Origin of the sequence: Campylobacter concisus (assembly GCF_002913745.1) — a bacterium.
GTDB classification, from domain to species: domain Bacteria; phylum Campylobacterota; class Campylobacteria; order Campylobacterales; family Campylobacteraceae; genus Campylobacter_A; species Campylobacter_A concisus_R.
In genome coordinates, this window is the sequence record NZ_PPCG01000020.1 from 15559 (window position 1) to 30212 (window position 14654).

The 14654-nt window shown below is 39.5% G+C and carries 12 protein-coding genes; 11 read left to right on the forward strand and 1 reads right to left on the reverse strand.

What is annotated here, in order from left to right; translation table 11 throughout:
- Positions 1 to 7: 7 nt before the first annotated feature.
- Positions 8 to 1300 (reverse strand): apolipoprotein N-acyltransferase, encoded by a 1293-nt coding sequence (locus CYO90_RS02035; RefSeq protein WP_181000201.1) that lies wholly within the window; start codon positions 1298 to 1300, stop codon positions 8 to 10.
- On the opposite strand from CYO90_RS02035, the gene yajC reads away from it, so the two are divergent.
- From yajC to CYO90_RS02090, 11 genes are read left to right on the forward strand one after another with little or no spacing between them, the layout of a single operon-like run.
- Positions 1276 to 1548, forward strand: a complete 273-nt coding sequence (yajC, locus tag CYO90_RS02040; protein ID WP_002941849.1) for a preprotein translocase subunit YajC — start codon at positions 1276 to 1278, stop codon at positions 1546 to 1548. The genes CYO90_RS02035 and yajC overlap by 25 nt on opposite strands.
- Positions 1548 to 3128 (forward strand): protein translocase subunit SecD, encoded by a 1581-nt coding sequence (gene secD, locus CYO90_RS02045; RefSeq protein WP_009294063.1) that lies wholly within the window; start codon positions 1548 to 1550, stop codon positions 3126 to 3128. The genes yajC and secD overlap by 1 nt, the downstream gene beginning before the upstream one ends.
- 2 nt (positions 3129 to 3130) lie before the next feature.
- On the forward strand, positions 3131 to 4102 hold the full coding sequence (gene secF / locus CYO90_RS02050; RefSeq protein WP_103578260.1) for a protein translocase subunit SecF: 972 nt from the start codon (positions 3131 to 3133) through the stop codon (positions 4100 to 4102).
- Positions 4103 to 4111: 9 nt separating this feature from the next.
- Positions 4112 to 4450 carry a DUF6394 family protein gene (locus CYO90_RS02055; RefSeq protein WP_002942000.1) on the forward strand — a complete coding sequence of 113 codons (339 nt, stop codon included), beginning with the start codon at positions 4112 to 4114 and terminating at the stop codon, positions 4448 to 4450.
- A gap of 8 nt (positions 4451 to 4458) precedes the next feature.
- Positions 4459 to 6924: a leucine--tRNA ligase gene (leuS, locus tag CYO90_RS02060; RefSeq protein WP_103578261.1), complete on the forward strand. Its 2466-nt coding sequence runs from the start codon at positions 4459 to 4461 to the stop codon at positions 6922 to 6924.
- Positions 6925 to 6927: 3 nt separating this feature from the next.
- Complete coding sequence (gene lptE, locus CYO90_RS02065) at positions 6928 to 7467, forward strand: LPS assembly lipoprotein LptE (protein ID WP_103578262.1); 540 nt, start codon at positions 6928 to 6930, stop codon at positions 7465 to 7467.
- Positions 7448 to 9019, forward strand: a complete 1572-nt coding sequence (locus CYO90_RS02070; RefSeq protein ID WP_103578263.1) for a GGDEF domain-containing protein — start codon at positions 7448 to 7450, stop codon at positions 9017 to 9019. Before lptE ends, CYO90_RS02070 begins: the two co-directional genes overlap by 20 nt.
- Entirely contained in the window at positions 9016 to 10218 is a 1203-nt protein-coding gene (locus CYO90_RS02075; RefSeq protein WP_103578264.1) for a Mur ligase family protein, read from the forward strand. The genes CYO90_RS02070 and CYO90_RS02075 overlap by 4 nt, the downstream gene beginning before the upstream one ends.
- On the forward strand, positions 10199 to 13144 hold the full coding sequence (gene mfd, locus CYO90_RS02080; protein ID WP_103578265.1) for a transcription-repair coupling factor: 2946 nt from the start codon (positions 10199 to 10201) through the stop codon (positions 13142 to 13144). Before CYO90_RS02075 ends, mfd begins: the two co-directional genes overlap by 20 nt.
- On the forward strand, positions 13141 to 13905 hold the full coding sequence (locus tag CYO90_RS02085; protein WP_103578266.1) for an ATP-binding protein: 765 nt from the start codon (positions 13141 to 13143) through the stop codon (positions 13903 to 13905). The genes mfd and CYO90_RS02085 overlap by 4 nt, the downstream gene beginning before the upstream one ends.
- On the forward strand, positions 13902 to 14570 hold the full coding sequence (locus CYO90_RS02090; RefSeq protein WP_103578267.1) for an endonuclease III domain-containing protein: 669 nt from the start codon (positions 13902 to 13904) through the stop codon (positions 14568 to 14570). The genes CYO90_RS02085 and CYO90_RS02090 overlap by 4 nt, the downstream gene beginning before the upstream one ends.
- Positions 14571 to 14654: the final 84 nt, after the last annotated feature.

Consider the following 14654-nt stretch of genomic DNA (forward strand, 5'->3'; position numbering starts at 1 on the left):
ATTTCTTTTAAAACTCATCCCAAAACGCTTTTTTAGGCTTTATGATCTCGCTTTTTGAGCCATTTACGCTGTGATAGACTGCTTTATTATACTTTGTAGCGAGATGTTTTATAAGCACTCTTTGAAGCACAGGTTCGCTACTTGGCACAAACCAGCCGTTGTTTGTGATTGCTACGACCACATCAAATTCGCCCTTATAAAGCTCCTCTCTTGTCGCCTCATAGCAGATAGCATTTCTGATTTTAACCCCATCTATCTCATAGTCACTAAAATTTTCAGCCTTTTTAAAGTCGCTAGCTCCGCCAAAAAATAGCTTATTTACCGCATCTTGCATAAATTTTGGCAAAGGAATTTCTTCTCCAAATGGCACTAAAAATTTTTTATCCATTCGTCTAAGAGTGCCATCTTGAAACAAAAATGCAGAGTTATAAATTTGATTATTTTCATAAGCAAGCGCGCCAGCTACGATAGTTATCTGCTTTGAAAGTTCTTTTAGCTCATCAACAAGTAGCGGCTCATTTGTCATAAATAATGGAAACGCACTCTCTGGAAGTACGATAAGGCGTTTTTGCTCGGCTATGGCGCTGCTTATCAAGTCTAAATTTTCATTTGTAAATTCCATACGAAGATTTTTATCCCAGCGCACCCTTTGAGCGACATCAGTGTTTACTAGCTCCACGTCAAATGGCAGAGTTTTTGCCTCGTTACTTTTAAACTGCAAAGCGGCGATTAGGCAGATAAAAGCTAGGCCAAATTTTAAAAATTTACCTTTTAAACTCAAAGAAATGGCTGCTAAAAATATAAATATAAGCCCTCTAGTATTTGGCTCAAAAGCGCCTAAAACAAGCGTTGCTTCAAGGTTAAACCAGTTAAAGCCAAATGGGTGTACGTAGCTTATTAAAAATAACAAAACGGCTCTTAGCGCTACAAAGCTTGGAAAAGAGGCTATCCAAAATAAAAGTCCATAAACAAGGGCTACAAAGAGGATGACAAATGGGATAAGCCAGACAAGCTCATAGTAGATAAAACTAAAGCCGATCCAGTAAAACCACAAAATCCCAGTGAAAAATCCAGCTGCGAAAAAGCCAGCCCTGCTTAAATTTATTAAGACGAAAATTCCAGCTAGTGTGAGAAAAGGTGAGATGAAATTTAAAATTTGATTTTCAGCCATAGCTAAAAAAATAAAATTAGAAAGCAAAAAAGCACCGACAAAGGCTTTTATTATAATTTTAGTGCTAAAATGTCCGTTTAAAAATCTTACAATTAAGGAAATCCATGCAAAACGCTGATTTTTTAACATCATTACTACCTCTTGTTGTGCTTTTCGCCATATTTTACTTTTTGGTTATCAGACCTCAACAAAAACAGCAAAAAGCCCACGCAGCAATGCTTGCAGCTCTTGACAAAGGCGATAAGATAGTAACTAATGGCGGACTTATATGCGAAGTGATTAAAGCCGAAAATGATTTTATCAAAGTTAAACTTAACGATGATGTAATCGTTCGTATAGCACGCGAGTTTGTAGCTAAAAAGATCGAAGATAAATAATGCGTAACGCAAGAGTTACATATAGGCTGATTATATTAATATTAGCCTTGGTTTTTGGTTTTGGCTTTTCGGTGCCATCTTTCTTTCAGACCCAAAGCGGAGCTAAAATTTCGCTAGGACTTGACCTTCAAGGCGGTCTTCATATGCTTCTTGGTGTTGAAACTAACGAAGCCATCCACTCTAAGATCAAGTCGGTCGCTGGAAGCATAAATTATTACGCTAAAAAAGAAGATGTGCTTATTGATAAATTTAAGATAAAAGAAGATAGTGTTGATTTTGCGCTACTTGATAGTGACGAGGCTCCAAAGGTTGATAAGGCTTTGGCTGAGATAAAAGGGCTTGATATCAAAAAAGATGGCCTAAACTATCATATCACTCTTACAGAGCAAGAGAGGCTTGATACGATCGAGTATGCGATCTCACAAGCTGTTGAGACCATTAGAAACAGGCTTGATCAGTTTGGTCTAGCTGAGCCAACAGTCGCTAGACAAGGCAAAGACAATATCCTAGTCGAGCTTCCTGGCATAAAAACCGAAGAAGACGAGCAAAGAGCGAGAGATCTCATCGCAAAGGCTGCTCACTTGCAGCTTATGGCAGTTGATGATAAAAGACAAGATCAGGCTAATACTATGAGCGAGGCCGAGGCTGAAAGCTATGGTGACGTGATCTTTAAGGATGCCAAAAATGACCGCGTGAAATATGTCGTTAAAAATATCCCAGTGCTTGATGGCTCGATGCTAACTGACGCAAAAGTCGCATTTTCTCAGCAAAATAACCTACCGATCATAAATTTCACACTAAATTCAGAAGGCGCTAGAATTTTTGGTGATTTTACTGGTGCAAATGTCGGTAAAAGGCTTGCTATCGTGCTTGATGGCAAGGTCTATTCAGCTCCAGTTATAAATGAAAGAATAGGTGGCGGCAGCGGCCAGATCAGCGGTGGCTTTACACTTGATGAGGCTCACGACGTAGCGATCGCGCTTAGAAGTGGCGCACTTTTAGCACCTGTTAAGATGCTAGAAAAAAGAAGTGTCGGTCCATCTTTGGGACAAGAGAGTATCAATCAAAGCATGGTAGCTCTTGCTGCTGGATCTATTTTAGTCGTGCTATTTATGCTAGTTTATTATGGAATTTCTGGAATTTTTGCAAATATCGCGCTAGTTGCAGATGTTGTTATATTAGTAGCTGTCATGGCGCTTTTTGGAGCGACACTTACCTTACCTGGTATGGCTGGTATTGTGCTAACGATTGGTATGGCAGTTGATGCAAACGTCATCATAAATGAGCGTATACGTGAGCTTTTGCGTGAAGGTGTGGCGATAAGAACAGCCGTTCAAAAGGGCTATGAGCACGCTATGAGTGCGATCATCGACTCAAACTTAACTACTATCATCACGGTTGCAGTGCTTTATGCTTATGGTACTGGCCCAGTTAAAGGCTTTGCTGTGACAATGGCCATAGGTATCATGGCTTCGATGCTAACGGCCATTTTAGGCACACATGGTATGTTTGATGCAGTCATGGACAAGATAGAAAAAAGCGGAAATACCAGACTTTGGTTTGGTTATAAAAGGAGCTAGAGATGCAAATTTTTACTAAGGCAAAAGTTTATGATTTTATGCGGTTTAGATTTGTGTCACTCGCACTTTCTATATTTTTATTTGTTGGTTCGATCTTTTTGCTTGCAACAAAGGGTCTAAACTACGGCATTGATTTTTCTGGTGGTACGCTTATACAGCTAAAATACGACACCAAAGCGCCACTTGATAAAATTCGCGACGCTTTTGGCGCAAATGAAGTGCTTAAAAACGCCTCTGTTACTGAGTTTGGAAGCGAAGATGAGGCTGTTATTAGATTTTCAGGATCAAGTTCAAATTTAACTGGTGACATCGGCACTGAGATAAAGCAAATTTTAAAAGATACTGGAAATTTTGAGGTAAGACGTGTTGATATCGTTGGTCCAAAGGTTGGTGACGAGCTTAGAGAAAAAGGTCTAATGGCTCTTGGAATTTCGCTAATTGGCATATTGATCTATATCACATTTAGATTTGAGTGGAGATTTGCGCTTGCTGCGATCGCAACTGAAATTCACGATATAGTCATAACTGTTGGTGCTATTTCACTATTTAATATCGATGTAAATTTGGACACACTAGCGGCTGTTTTAACGGTGCTTGGCTACTCGCTAAACGATACGATCATCATTTTTGATAGGATCAGAGAGGGCATAAAAGAGAGCAAGAGAACTGATATCGAGGGCGTTATCAATGAGTCAGTCTCAGCCACACTTTCAAGGACTATCCTAACTTCAGCCACTACGATGATGACTGTTGTTGTGTTATTTTTATTTGGTGGAGATATGATACATGGATTTTCTTTTATCCTTATCGTTGGTATCGTTATAGGAACGATCAGTTCGATCTACATCTCATCACCATTTCTTATCTGGTTTAAATTTAGCGTCGAGCATTTTAGAGCTAGAGAGGCCGAGAAGCAAAGGATCAAAAAAGAGCGTGATAAAGAGCGTGCTATGTTTGAAAAAGGCGTTGTATAAGGAGGGATAATGAACTGGGGAAAAGTTATCTACATATTTTTTGCGCTGATGAGTCTTACGACTACGGCGGAGTTTTTATATGATAAAAATGAGATCGCCCTTTTTGTGGCAGCTAGTATAAATTTGGTTTCAACTTTACTTAAGATCGGTGTTAAAAATTTACTATCAGCTGAGCTTTTTGCTAGCTCGCTGGTTGCTGATTTGCACCTTATACCAGCTTTTGTTATTTTGCAAGTCTCTGAAAATGCAACGCTTAGCTATTCACTAGCTATTGGCGCAGTCATTGCAAATATATTTTCACTAGCCTTGGTATTAATAGAATCAAGCAAATCACAAGAAGAATTTTAGGAGAAAAAATGGCTGAGAAGAGAAAATATGAGCCTTTAAAGATAGAAAAAAAGTGGCAAGAAATTTGGGATAAAAATGAAGAATTTGAACCAAAAGATGATCTAAGCTTGCCAAAAAAATATATCCTAAGTATGTTTCCATATCCAAGCGGACGCATACATATGGGGCATGTGAGAAACTACTCTATCGGCGATGCGCTGGCTAGATCATATAGAAAAAGTGGTTTTAACGTGCTTCATCCTATCGGCTTTGATAGCTTTGGTATGCCAGCTGAAAACGCAGCCATAAAACATAAAATTCACCCTAAAATTTGGACTTACGAAAATATCGACTATATGAAAAAGGAGCTTGCAAGCCTTGGCTTTTCATTCTCTAAAAAGAGAATTTTAGCCACATCTGATCCGCTTTACACAAAGTGGGAGCAAAGCTTTTTTATAAAGATGTTTGAAAAAGGGCTTGTTTATAGAAAAAATGCCATCGTAAATTGGTGTGAGTACGATCAAACCGTGCTTGCAAACGAGCAGGTTGAAGACGGAAAATGCTGGAGATGCGGTAATGATGTTGTGCAAAAAGAGCTTCCAGGATACTACTTTAACATCACAAAATACGCTAGCGAGCTACTTGAAGATCTAAAACTTCTTGAGGGCAAATGGCCAAATCAAGTCATCACAATGCAAGAAAACTGGATCGGCAGAAGCTATGGCTTGGAGTTTAAATTTAGCCTTGATGAGGCTTCAAAAGAGATTTTAGGTGGTAAATTTGATGGTTTTGAGGTATTTACAACAAGACCTGATACGATTTATGGCGTTAGCTACACAGCCCTTGCGCCAGAGCATCCTATCGTAAAAGCGCTTCTTGAAAGTGATAAATTTGATGAAAGCAAAAAGTCAAAGATAAAAGCAATACTTAATCAAAGCCCAAGAGAGCGTCAAGCAAGCGATAAAGATGGAGAATTTTTAGGAATTTACGTCGTTCATCCACTCACAAATGAAAAGATCCCGGTTTGGGTTGCAAATTTCATCCTAGCTGACTATGGCAGTGGCGCCATCATGGCTGTTCCTGCTCATGATCAAAGAGACTTCGAGTTTGCAAGTAAATTTAATCTACCTATAAAACCAGTCGTAAAGCCACTTGAGGGTGAGAGTGATGGCTCTAAGGCGTACTCAGAATACGGTGTTGCTATAAATTCTGAGCTTATAAACGGCCTTAGCTCAGAGGATGCCAAAAGCTTTATAATAGAGAAATTTGAAAAAGATGGCCTTGGTAAAAGGATCACAAACTACAAGCTAAGAGACTGGGGAATTTCTCGCCAAAGATACTGGGGTGCGCCGATACCTGTCGTGCACTGCAAATGCTGTGGCGTAGTGCCTGAAAAAGAGGAAAATTTACCTATCGCGCTACCTGAAGATGTCAAGATCACAGGCGAGGGCAATCCTTTGGATAAACATCCAACTTGGAAATTTACAAAGTGTCCAAAATGCGGCCAAGACGCGATCAGAGAGACTGATACGATGGATACATTTGTGGAGAGTAGCTGGTATTTTGCTAGATTTGCTAGTGATGAAAAGAGTTGGGAGCAAAAAGCACTTGATGAAAAGAGCGTGAATTATTGGATGAACGTAGATCAGTACATCGGCGGTATCGAGCATGCGATCTTGCACCTTTTATACGCTAGATTTTTCCAAAAGGTCTTAAGAGACCTTGGCTATCTAAGAGACGATGAGCCGTTTGAAAATCTACTAACTCAAGGCATGGTCTTAAAAGATGGCAAAAAGATGAGTAAAAGCAAGGGCAACGTCGTAGATCCTGATGATATCATAAATAGATACGGCGCCGATACAGCAAGGCTCTTTATCCTTTTTGCTGCTCCTCCTCAAAAAGAGCTTGAGTGGAATGACAGCGCAGTTGAGGGAGCATTTAGGTTTTTAAATAGGCTTTGGGAGAAGGCGCAAACTATCAAAAAGATAGATAAATTGCCTGAGATAGATCATGAAAGTCTAAATAAAGATGAGAAATTTGCAAGGCTTAAAATTTATGAAGCACTTAAAAAATCAACCGAGGTTTTTGGCGATACATTTGCTTTTAACACTTTAATCGCTGCTTGCATGGAGGCACTAAACGCTATAAATGCGCAGGATAATGACGATGTAAATGCTGAGGGCTTTTTTATCATTTTAAATTTACTAGAACCAATCGTGCCGCATATCGCAAATGAGCTTAGCGAAGAGCTTTTTAGCAGAAAGAATTTCACAAAGATAGCTGTAAAAGAAGAGGTCTTTGTAAAAGATAGCATCGCTCTTGCAGTTACAGTCAATGGCAAGAAAAGGGCTGAGTTTGAAGTAGCAGCAAGCGAGAGTGAGAGTGAAATTTTAAAACAAGCTAAGCAAAATGTGGCTAAATGGCTTGAAGGAAAAGAAATTTTAAAAGAGATTTATATAAAAGGCAAATTAGTAAATTTTGTCATTAAAGGATAAATTTTGAGATATTTTTTAGCGTTTTTTATTGCTATATTTATCTGCGGATGTGGCTATAAACCAGTTTCAAAGATCTCGCAGGATTTGGTTGGAGATAGAGTTTATGTTGATGTTATCATCAGCAAAGAAGAGCCAAAAAATAGTGTCTGGATAAAAGATGCAGTAAAAGAGGGCATGGTCGCAAGGCTACATAAATCACTATCAAGCAAAGATAGCGCTGATACTTCAATAATTGTCTCAGTGCAAAATTTAACCTATGAAGCGATAATCTATGATGAATACGGCTATATCACATCGTATAAAGCTTTTTTAATTCTAAACTATAAAACCAAATTTAAAGATGGCCATGTCGTAGATATACCTGCTACTGGCGAGTATGATTTTAGTGTGGCAAGACGTCAAAAAGATGTAAGATTTGCTGATAGCGTTCTTAGCGATACTCAAAAATATGAAGCCATAAAAGAGGCTTCAAAAGAGGCGTTTGATGAGTACATCGCAAATTTAGCTGTAAAAGGATATAAAAATGGCAGCAGTAACCGTTAGTCAAATAGTCAAGGAGGCCTTGAGCGAGATAAAAGATCGCCATTTGATGCTAACGCCAGAAAATTACACCGAAGTTTATAATGAAATTTCTAAAAAATATGGCTTTACAACTGAAGAGAGCAAAAAGATAGAAAAATATATCTCAAGGCTCGGTGATGACTATAAAGCGCAAGCTATAAGCCTTCATATAAAAACGGTTGATGAGTTTGTAGCTTTTATGACCGCTAGGCTCTCTCATGGTGCTAAAAATGGCGCAACCCATGTCGATGATAAAAAACTAAAGTCACTAAATGCCTTTGCAAGAAGAATCCTCCAAGCCATCTCTATGCTTCACAACAAAGATGCAAAAGCTCTAGCAGAGCAGAGCATGCGGCTACTTGCTAGAAGATATGATGAGAAAAATCTTGAGGAGATGTGCCTTAAATGGTTTGACCTTGTAAGCTCCTACGACACTGAATTTTTGGATTTTTTGAAATATTATGGCGTGAGAGACTTTGATGATTTAAGAACTATGAGCGCTGAGCTTGAGAAATTCTTGTCTCAAAAAAATGGAAGCGCAGAAGAAAACGCTTTAGTCGAGCTTTTAAATTTTGCCCTTGAGCCTTCTATAACAAAAGAGCTTGGCGAAGAGCTTAGTACTATTAGAAGTGTTTTGAAACAAAATCCACAAAGCCTAAATAGCAAAGAATTTCAAGAGAAGATAAAAACCTTTGTCGATCGCAGGATCGAAGAAGATAGAACCGAGATCATCGAAAAGGTTGGCTCATTAAATAATATCTTACAAAACATAGGTGAGAGAATTTCAGATATTGCGGCTAGCTCTCAAAGTAACTCTGTAAAAGTTCAAAATATCAAAAATGATCTTAAAAATGTAAATTTAAATACAAATAGTATTGAACATATAAAGAATATGCTTATAGAGATAGCTGGTGCGCTTGAGATAGAGAGCAAAGAGCTTGGTCTTGAGATGAATAGTAAGCAGACTACTATCTTAGAGCTTCAAAACAGAGTTGCAAGTTTAGAAAAAGAGCTTGAAGCTGCAAAACTTGAGAGTAGAGAAGATTTTTTAACAAAAGTGGCTACAAAAAGAGCTTTGATGAGAGAAATTCAGTGTATTGAAGAGGCTTATAAACGCTACGGCACAGACTATTCGATATGCTTTGTTGATATTGACTTCTTTAAAAAGATAAACGACACCTACGGACACGAAGCTGGCGACGTGATCCTTTCAGCAGTGGCTCAGGTGCTTAAGAAAAATGCTAGAAAGGTGGATTTTGTCGGTAGATATGGCGGCGAGGAATTTGTCATTTTGCTACCAAGTACGAGCCTAAAAGATGGTGTTAGATTTGGCGAGAAGCTAAGAAGCATGATCGAAAATTTCAAATTTATCTATAAAAACGAGCGTATCAAAGTTACTATTAGCTCTGGTGTGGCGACAAGAAGTGCAAATTTAAGTGACACGATGACGCTTGAGGGTGCTGATAAGATGCTCTATCTTTCAAAAGAGGGCGGCAGAAACCAAGTCATGCCAAAGATAATCGAGGAAAAATGAGCCTAGCGAAATTTCTTGACGGCAAGCCACTTTACTACAAAGAGATCGACTATGGCAGGATCATAAGGGCTTATGATACGATCAAAGGCCATCTAAAGCCTTTTAAGATAATCCACATCATCGGCACAAATGGCAAAGGTAGCACGGGTCGCTTTTTAGCGCAAATTTTAAGCCAAAATGGCGCGAAAGTAGGCCACTACACGAGCCCACATATATTTAAATTTAACGAGCGATTTTGGCTAAATGGCGAGGTCGCTAGCGATGAAATTTTAGAGGTAGCTCATGAGCGTTTGCAAGCTCTTTTGAGTGATGAATACAAGATAAAAACAAGCTATTTTGAGTATATGACACTGCTTTCTGCGGTGCTTTTTGAGGGTTGCGACTACTTTGTCTGCGAGGCTGGCATGGGCGGCGTGCTGGATGCGACAAATGTCTTTGAAAAAGAGCTAAGCATCTTTACTCCGATCGGCTTTGATCACACGGCGATATTAGGCAATAGCTTAGAAGAAATTTCACGCACGAAATTTGAAGCTATGGGCAAAAGAGCTATTTTAAATGATGAGATGAACGAGATAAGTGTGGCTATCGCAAAAGAGATCGCAAGCGAAAAAGGCGCAACTCTGAGCTTTCCAAGAGAAATTTTGACCAAAGAGAATTTAAACGAGATCGCAAACTATGCAGATAAATTTAATCTTCCAGAGTTTTTGCGCTCAAATTTAACTCTAGCCTACGCCGCGGCTAAAATTTTAGATAGTAGCATAGATATCAAAAAGCTTGGCGCTCTATCACTTCGTGGCAGATGCGAAAAGATCGCTTCAAATTTATACGTGGATGTCGGTCACAACGAGCTTGGCGCAAAGGCTGTGGCTAAGAAATTTAGTCAAGAAGAGTTTAGCGACAAGAAGCTAACGCTAGTTTATAACTCATTTTTAGATAAAGACTTTAAGGCGGTTTTGGCAGCTCTAAAGCCAGTTGTCAAGGACGTGCTACTTTATCACTACCACTGCGAGGGCAGGGAGCTTGGTGGAGAGCTCATAAATAAAGCGTTAAATGAGCTTGAAATTTCGCATAGAGAGTTTGAGCCAAGCGATATGAACGATATAAAAGAGGCAAAAAACGGCAAAATTTACCTAGCATTTGGCTCGTTTCACCTGGCCGAAGCCTTTTTAAAAGAGTACTATGCAAGCAAAGGTCTATGAGTATCTTTTAGCACATGCCACACAAATTCTCATCTGCGAAGATGACAAAGAAGCGGCACTCTGCGCTGATGCGGCCAGTTTTGCTGGCTTTAGCGCATTTAAACTACCTGATTTTAGAGCTAAAAAGGGCGATGATCTAAGAAGCTTTAACGAAGAGCTTTTTGAAATTTCATCCGTTCTTAGTAAATACTATAAATTTGATGGCAAAAAGATCATCATAAGCCCATTTAGCACGCTTTTAAACCCACTTCCAACGCAAAAAAACTTAGAGAGCTCAACGATCAAGCTAAAAGACAATCTAAATTTAAGCGAATTTGCCGACTTGCTCATACGATTTGGCTACGAGTGCGTCGATATCGTTGAGAGCGTTGGCGAGTTTAGCATACGCGGCGAAGTGATCGACATTTACGGCGTAAATATGGACGATCCTGTTAGAATTTTACTCTTTGGCGATGAGGTGGAGAGTATCAGAAACTACAACACCGCCACGCAAATTAGCAACAAAAATGAGCTAAGCGAAGCCGAGATCGTGCCGTTTATCGCAAATTTGAGCAAAGATGAGTTTGAAAAAGTTAGCCAAAAGATCGAGGATATGCAAAGCGACGCTTTGGTGAGCGATCTAAATTCGCTTGGATTTTGGGCGATAGATAGCTTTAGCGACTACTTGAAAGTTTTTGATTCAAAGCTTGTTAAAAAGATCGATTTTGAAATTTATGATGCGCCTGAAGATAAATTTAAGGGCATAGAAATTTTGCCTGAGCCAAAGGTCTATAAAGACCTAGAAGTTACTTTAAATTTTGATTTTTTTGAGCTAAATAAGAGCAAAAGCATAACCGTTCTTTCAAGAAATGAGGGGCTTTTTAAGGGCTATGAGCTTGATGGCTTTGCAAATGTCAAGCTTGAAATTTCGCCCCTTGTAGTAAATTTAACCTCAAGCGATAAGATCGTAGTATCACTTAATAAATTTGAGAAAAAAAGGCGAGTTAAACGCTCAAGCCTCGTGGTGGACGAGCTAAAAGTAAATGACTATGTCGTGCATGAAGATTATGGTATAGGCAGATTTTTGGGGCTTGAAAAGATCAAGGTTTTGGGCGCGACGAAGGAATTTGTGGTTATTGCATACCAAAATGACGACAAGCTTCTTTTGCCAGTTGAACATCTAAATTTGATAGACCGCTACATCGCGCAAAATGGCTCTATGGCGGTGCTTGATCGCTTAGGCAAGGCAAATTTCGCAAAGATAAAAGAGAAGGTTAGAGAAAAACTCTTTGCGATCGCCTCAAAGATCGTGGCGATGGCGGCAAAAAGAGAGCTAATCGCAGGCAAAATTTTACAAAAAGAGGATATCTCTTATCTAAATTTCGTCCAAGACGCTGGCTTTTCATACACGAGCGACCAGCAAAAAGCGGTAAATGATATAAAAGATGAGCTAAAAAGCGGCAAGGTGATGGATAGGCTGCTTAGTGGCGACGTTGGCTTTGGCAAGACCGAAGTTGCGATGAATGCCATATTTACCTGCATAAAATCAGGCTTTAGCGCGTTTTTCTTTGTGCCAACGACGCTTCTTAGCTCGCAGCACTACAAGACGCTAAGCCAGAGATTTAGCAAATTTGGCATAAAGGTCTTTAGGCTAGATCGCTTCTCAAGTGCCAAAGAAAAATCAAGCCTACAAAAAGCGCTAAAAGAAAATGAGCCCATAGTTTGCGTGGGTACGCATGCGCTTCTTGGCGTAAAGGCTGAAAATTTAGGGCTTATAGTGGTTGATGAAGAGCATAAATTTGGCGTTAAGCAAAAAGAGCAGCTAAAAGAAATTTCTCAGCACTCTCACATCTTAAGTATGAGCGCCACGCCGATACCAAGAAGCCTAAATATGGCGCTTAGCAAGATAAAAACATATAGCATTTTAGCCACTCCGCCAAGCTCGAGGCTGGATGTGAGAACAAGCGTGAGAGAGTGGGACGAAAAGGTCGTCAAAGAGGCGATCATGCGTGAGCTAAGACGTGGCGGGCAGACCTTTTATATCCACAACCACATCGCAGACATCGAGCAGACAGCAAATGAACTAAGAAAAATTTTGCCAAAGCTTAGAATTTTGATACTTCACTCAAAGATAAATGCAAAAGTCGCTGAAGATGAGATGATGAAATTTGAGCGGGGCGAGTATGACTTGCTGCTTTGCACCAGCATCGTTGAAAGCGGCATCCACTTGCCAAATGCAAACACTATAATCGTAGAAAATGCTAATAAATTTGGCATGGCTGATCTGCACCAGCTGCGTGGTCGCGTGGGTAGAAGCGACAAGCAGGCTTATTGCTACTTTTTGGTGGAAGATAAAAATGCCATTAGCAAGGACGCGCTAAAACGCCTCATGGCACTTGAAGGCAACTCATTTTTGGGCGCTGGCTCAGTGCTAGCATATCACGACCTTGAGATAAGAGGTGGTGGCAACATCATCGGCGAGGCGCAAAGCGGCCACATCGAGGCTATCGGCTACTCGCTATATCTAAAGATGCTAGAAGACGAGATCAATAAACTGCTAAATCAAGACTCCGCAAAGCTAGACAAGATCGATCTAAAGCTTAGTGTGAGCGCCTTTTTAAATCAAGAATTTATAAGAGAAGATAGGCTAAGGCTTGAAATTTACAGGCGTCTTAGCAAGTGTAAAGAGGTCGCTGAAGTCTATGAGATACAAAGCGAGCTTGAGGATAGATTTGGCAAGATAGATACATTTACAAAGCAGTTTTTAGACCTTATCATCATCAAAATTTTAGCTCTAAAAGCTGGCATAAAGACGATCTCAAACAGCGAACAAAATATACTAATAACAAAAAATGATGAGGAGAAGATCAGGCTAAAGTCACGTAGCAAGGACGATAACGATGTTTTGGCTGAAATTTTGGTCTATCTAAGAAAGGATAAGAGATGATAGATTGGGGTGTGAAGTACGCAGCGATTTATAAGAGCACAAAAGGGATGTTAAAACCAGTTGAGGATATCGATTTTGTCGATATCGACTCACTTTATGGACTAGAGAAACAAAAAGAAATTTTGCTAAAAAACACTAGAAATTTTATAGCTGGCGACGAGGCAAATCACGTGCTTCTTTGGGGTGAGAGAGGATGTGGCAAGTCAAGCCTTGTAAGGGCTGTTTTTACTAAATTTTATAAAGAGGGACTTCGCATCATTGAGATCGGCTGCGAAGATCTAAAATACCTTGGCGACATCATCGACGAGATCAGAAAGAGCGAGTTTAAATTTATCATTTTCTGCGACGATCTAAGCTTTGAAAATGGTAGCAATGAGTATAAATTTCTAAAACCTATCATGGATGGCTCTATTCAAAAGCCGCCAAAAAACGTCCTTTTATACGCCACATCAAACCGCCGCCACCTAATAAGCGAGTTTAAAAGCAAAAATGAAAACTCAGAGCTAATAGACGGAGAAATTCACTACAGCGACGCAGCTCAGGAGAAAATTTCACTCTCAGATCGCTTTGGTCTTTGGGTCAGCTTTTATCAAGGCAACTACGACGAGTATCTAAAAATGGTTGATTTTTACTTTAAAGACTACACTGGTGACAAAGATGAGCTTCACACGCTTGCTAAAAATTTCGCCACCCTAAGAGCCAGCAGAAGTGGCAGGACAGCAAAGCAGTTTTATCTAACTTTTAAAGAAAATTTAAAATGAGATCAACTGATCTGTTTTTAGCCCTGCTAAATCACAAAAGTAGAAATTTTGACGAGCTAAAATGGCCAGGCGAGGGCACTTTTGAGGTTATTTTGGGCGCTATTTTGGTGCAAAATACCAACTGGAAAAACGTTGAAAAAGCGCTAGATAATCTAAAAAAAGCGAGCAAAGATAGCCTGCAAGGCATTTGCACGCTTGAAAACAGCGAGCTTGCCACACTCATAAAGCCAAGCGGCTTTTACAACACAAAGGCAAAACGGCTAAAGACGCTTTGTCTAGCTATAAAAAATGGATTTGGTGACTTTGAAAACTTTAAAGAAAACGTAAGTCGCGAGTGGCTCATAAGCGTAAAAGGCGTTGGCTCTGAGACTTGTGATGCGATACTTGCTTACGCTTGCGGCAAGCCTTACATGGTCGTTGATGCTTATGCGCTTAGGATAATGGCATATTTTGACTACATTTTTGAGAGCTACGACGAGGCGGCTGAGTGGTTTAGCTCGCTTGATTATGATGAAATTTATAAATTTCTTGATAGCGAGAAATTTGACGAGACTGAGGTTTTAAAACTCTATCATGCACTTATTTTGGAGTTTTGCAAAGAGAATTTCAAAGGTAAAATTTTAAGCCAAAGCGGACAAGAGGTGCTTGATAACATTAAAAATTAAATTTTTATTTTAAATTTAGCGTAAATTAGGACTTTTTATGTTTTATTTTAAATTCTATGCTAAATTTACGAGAAATTTATTTTA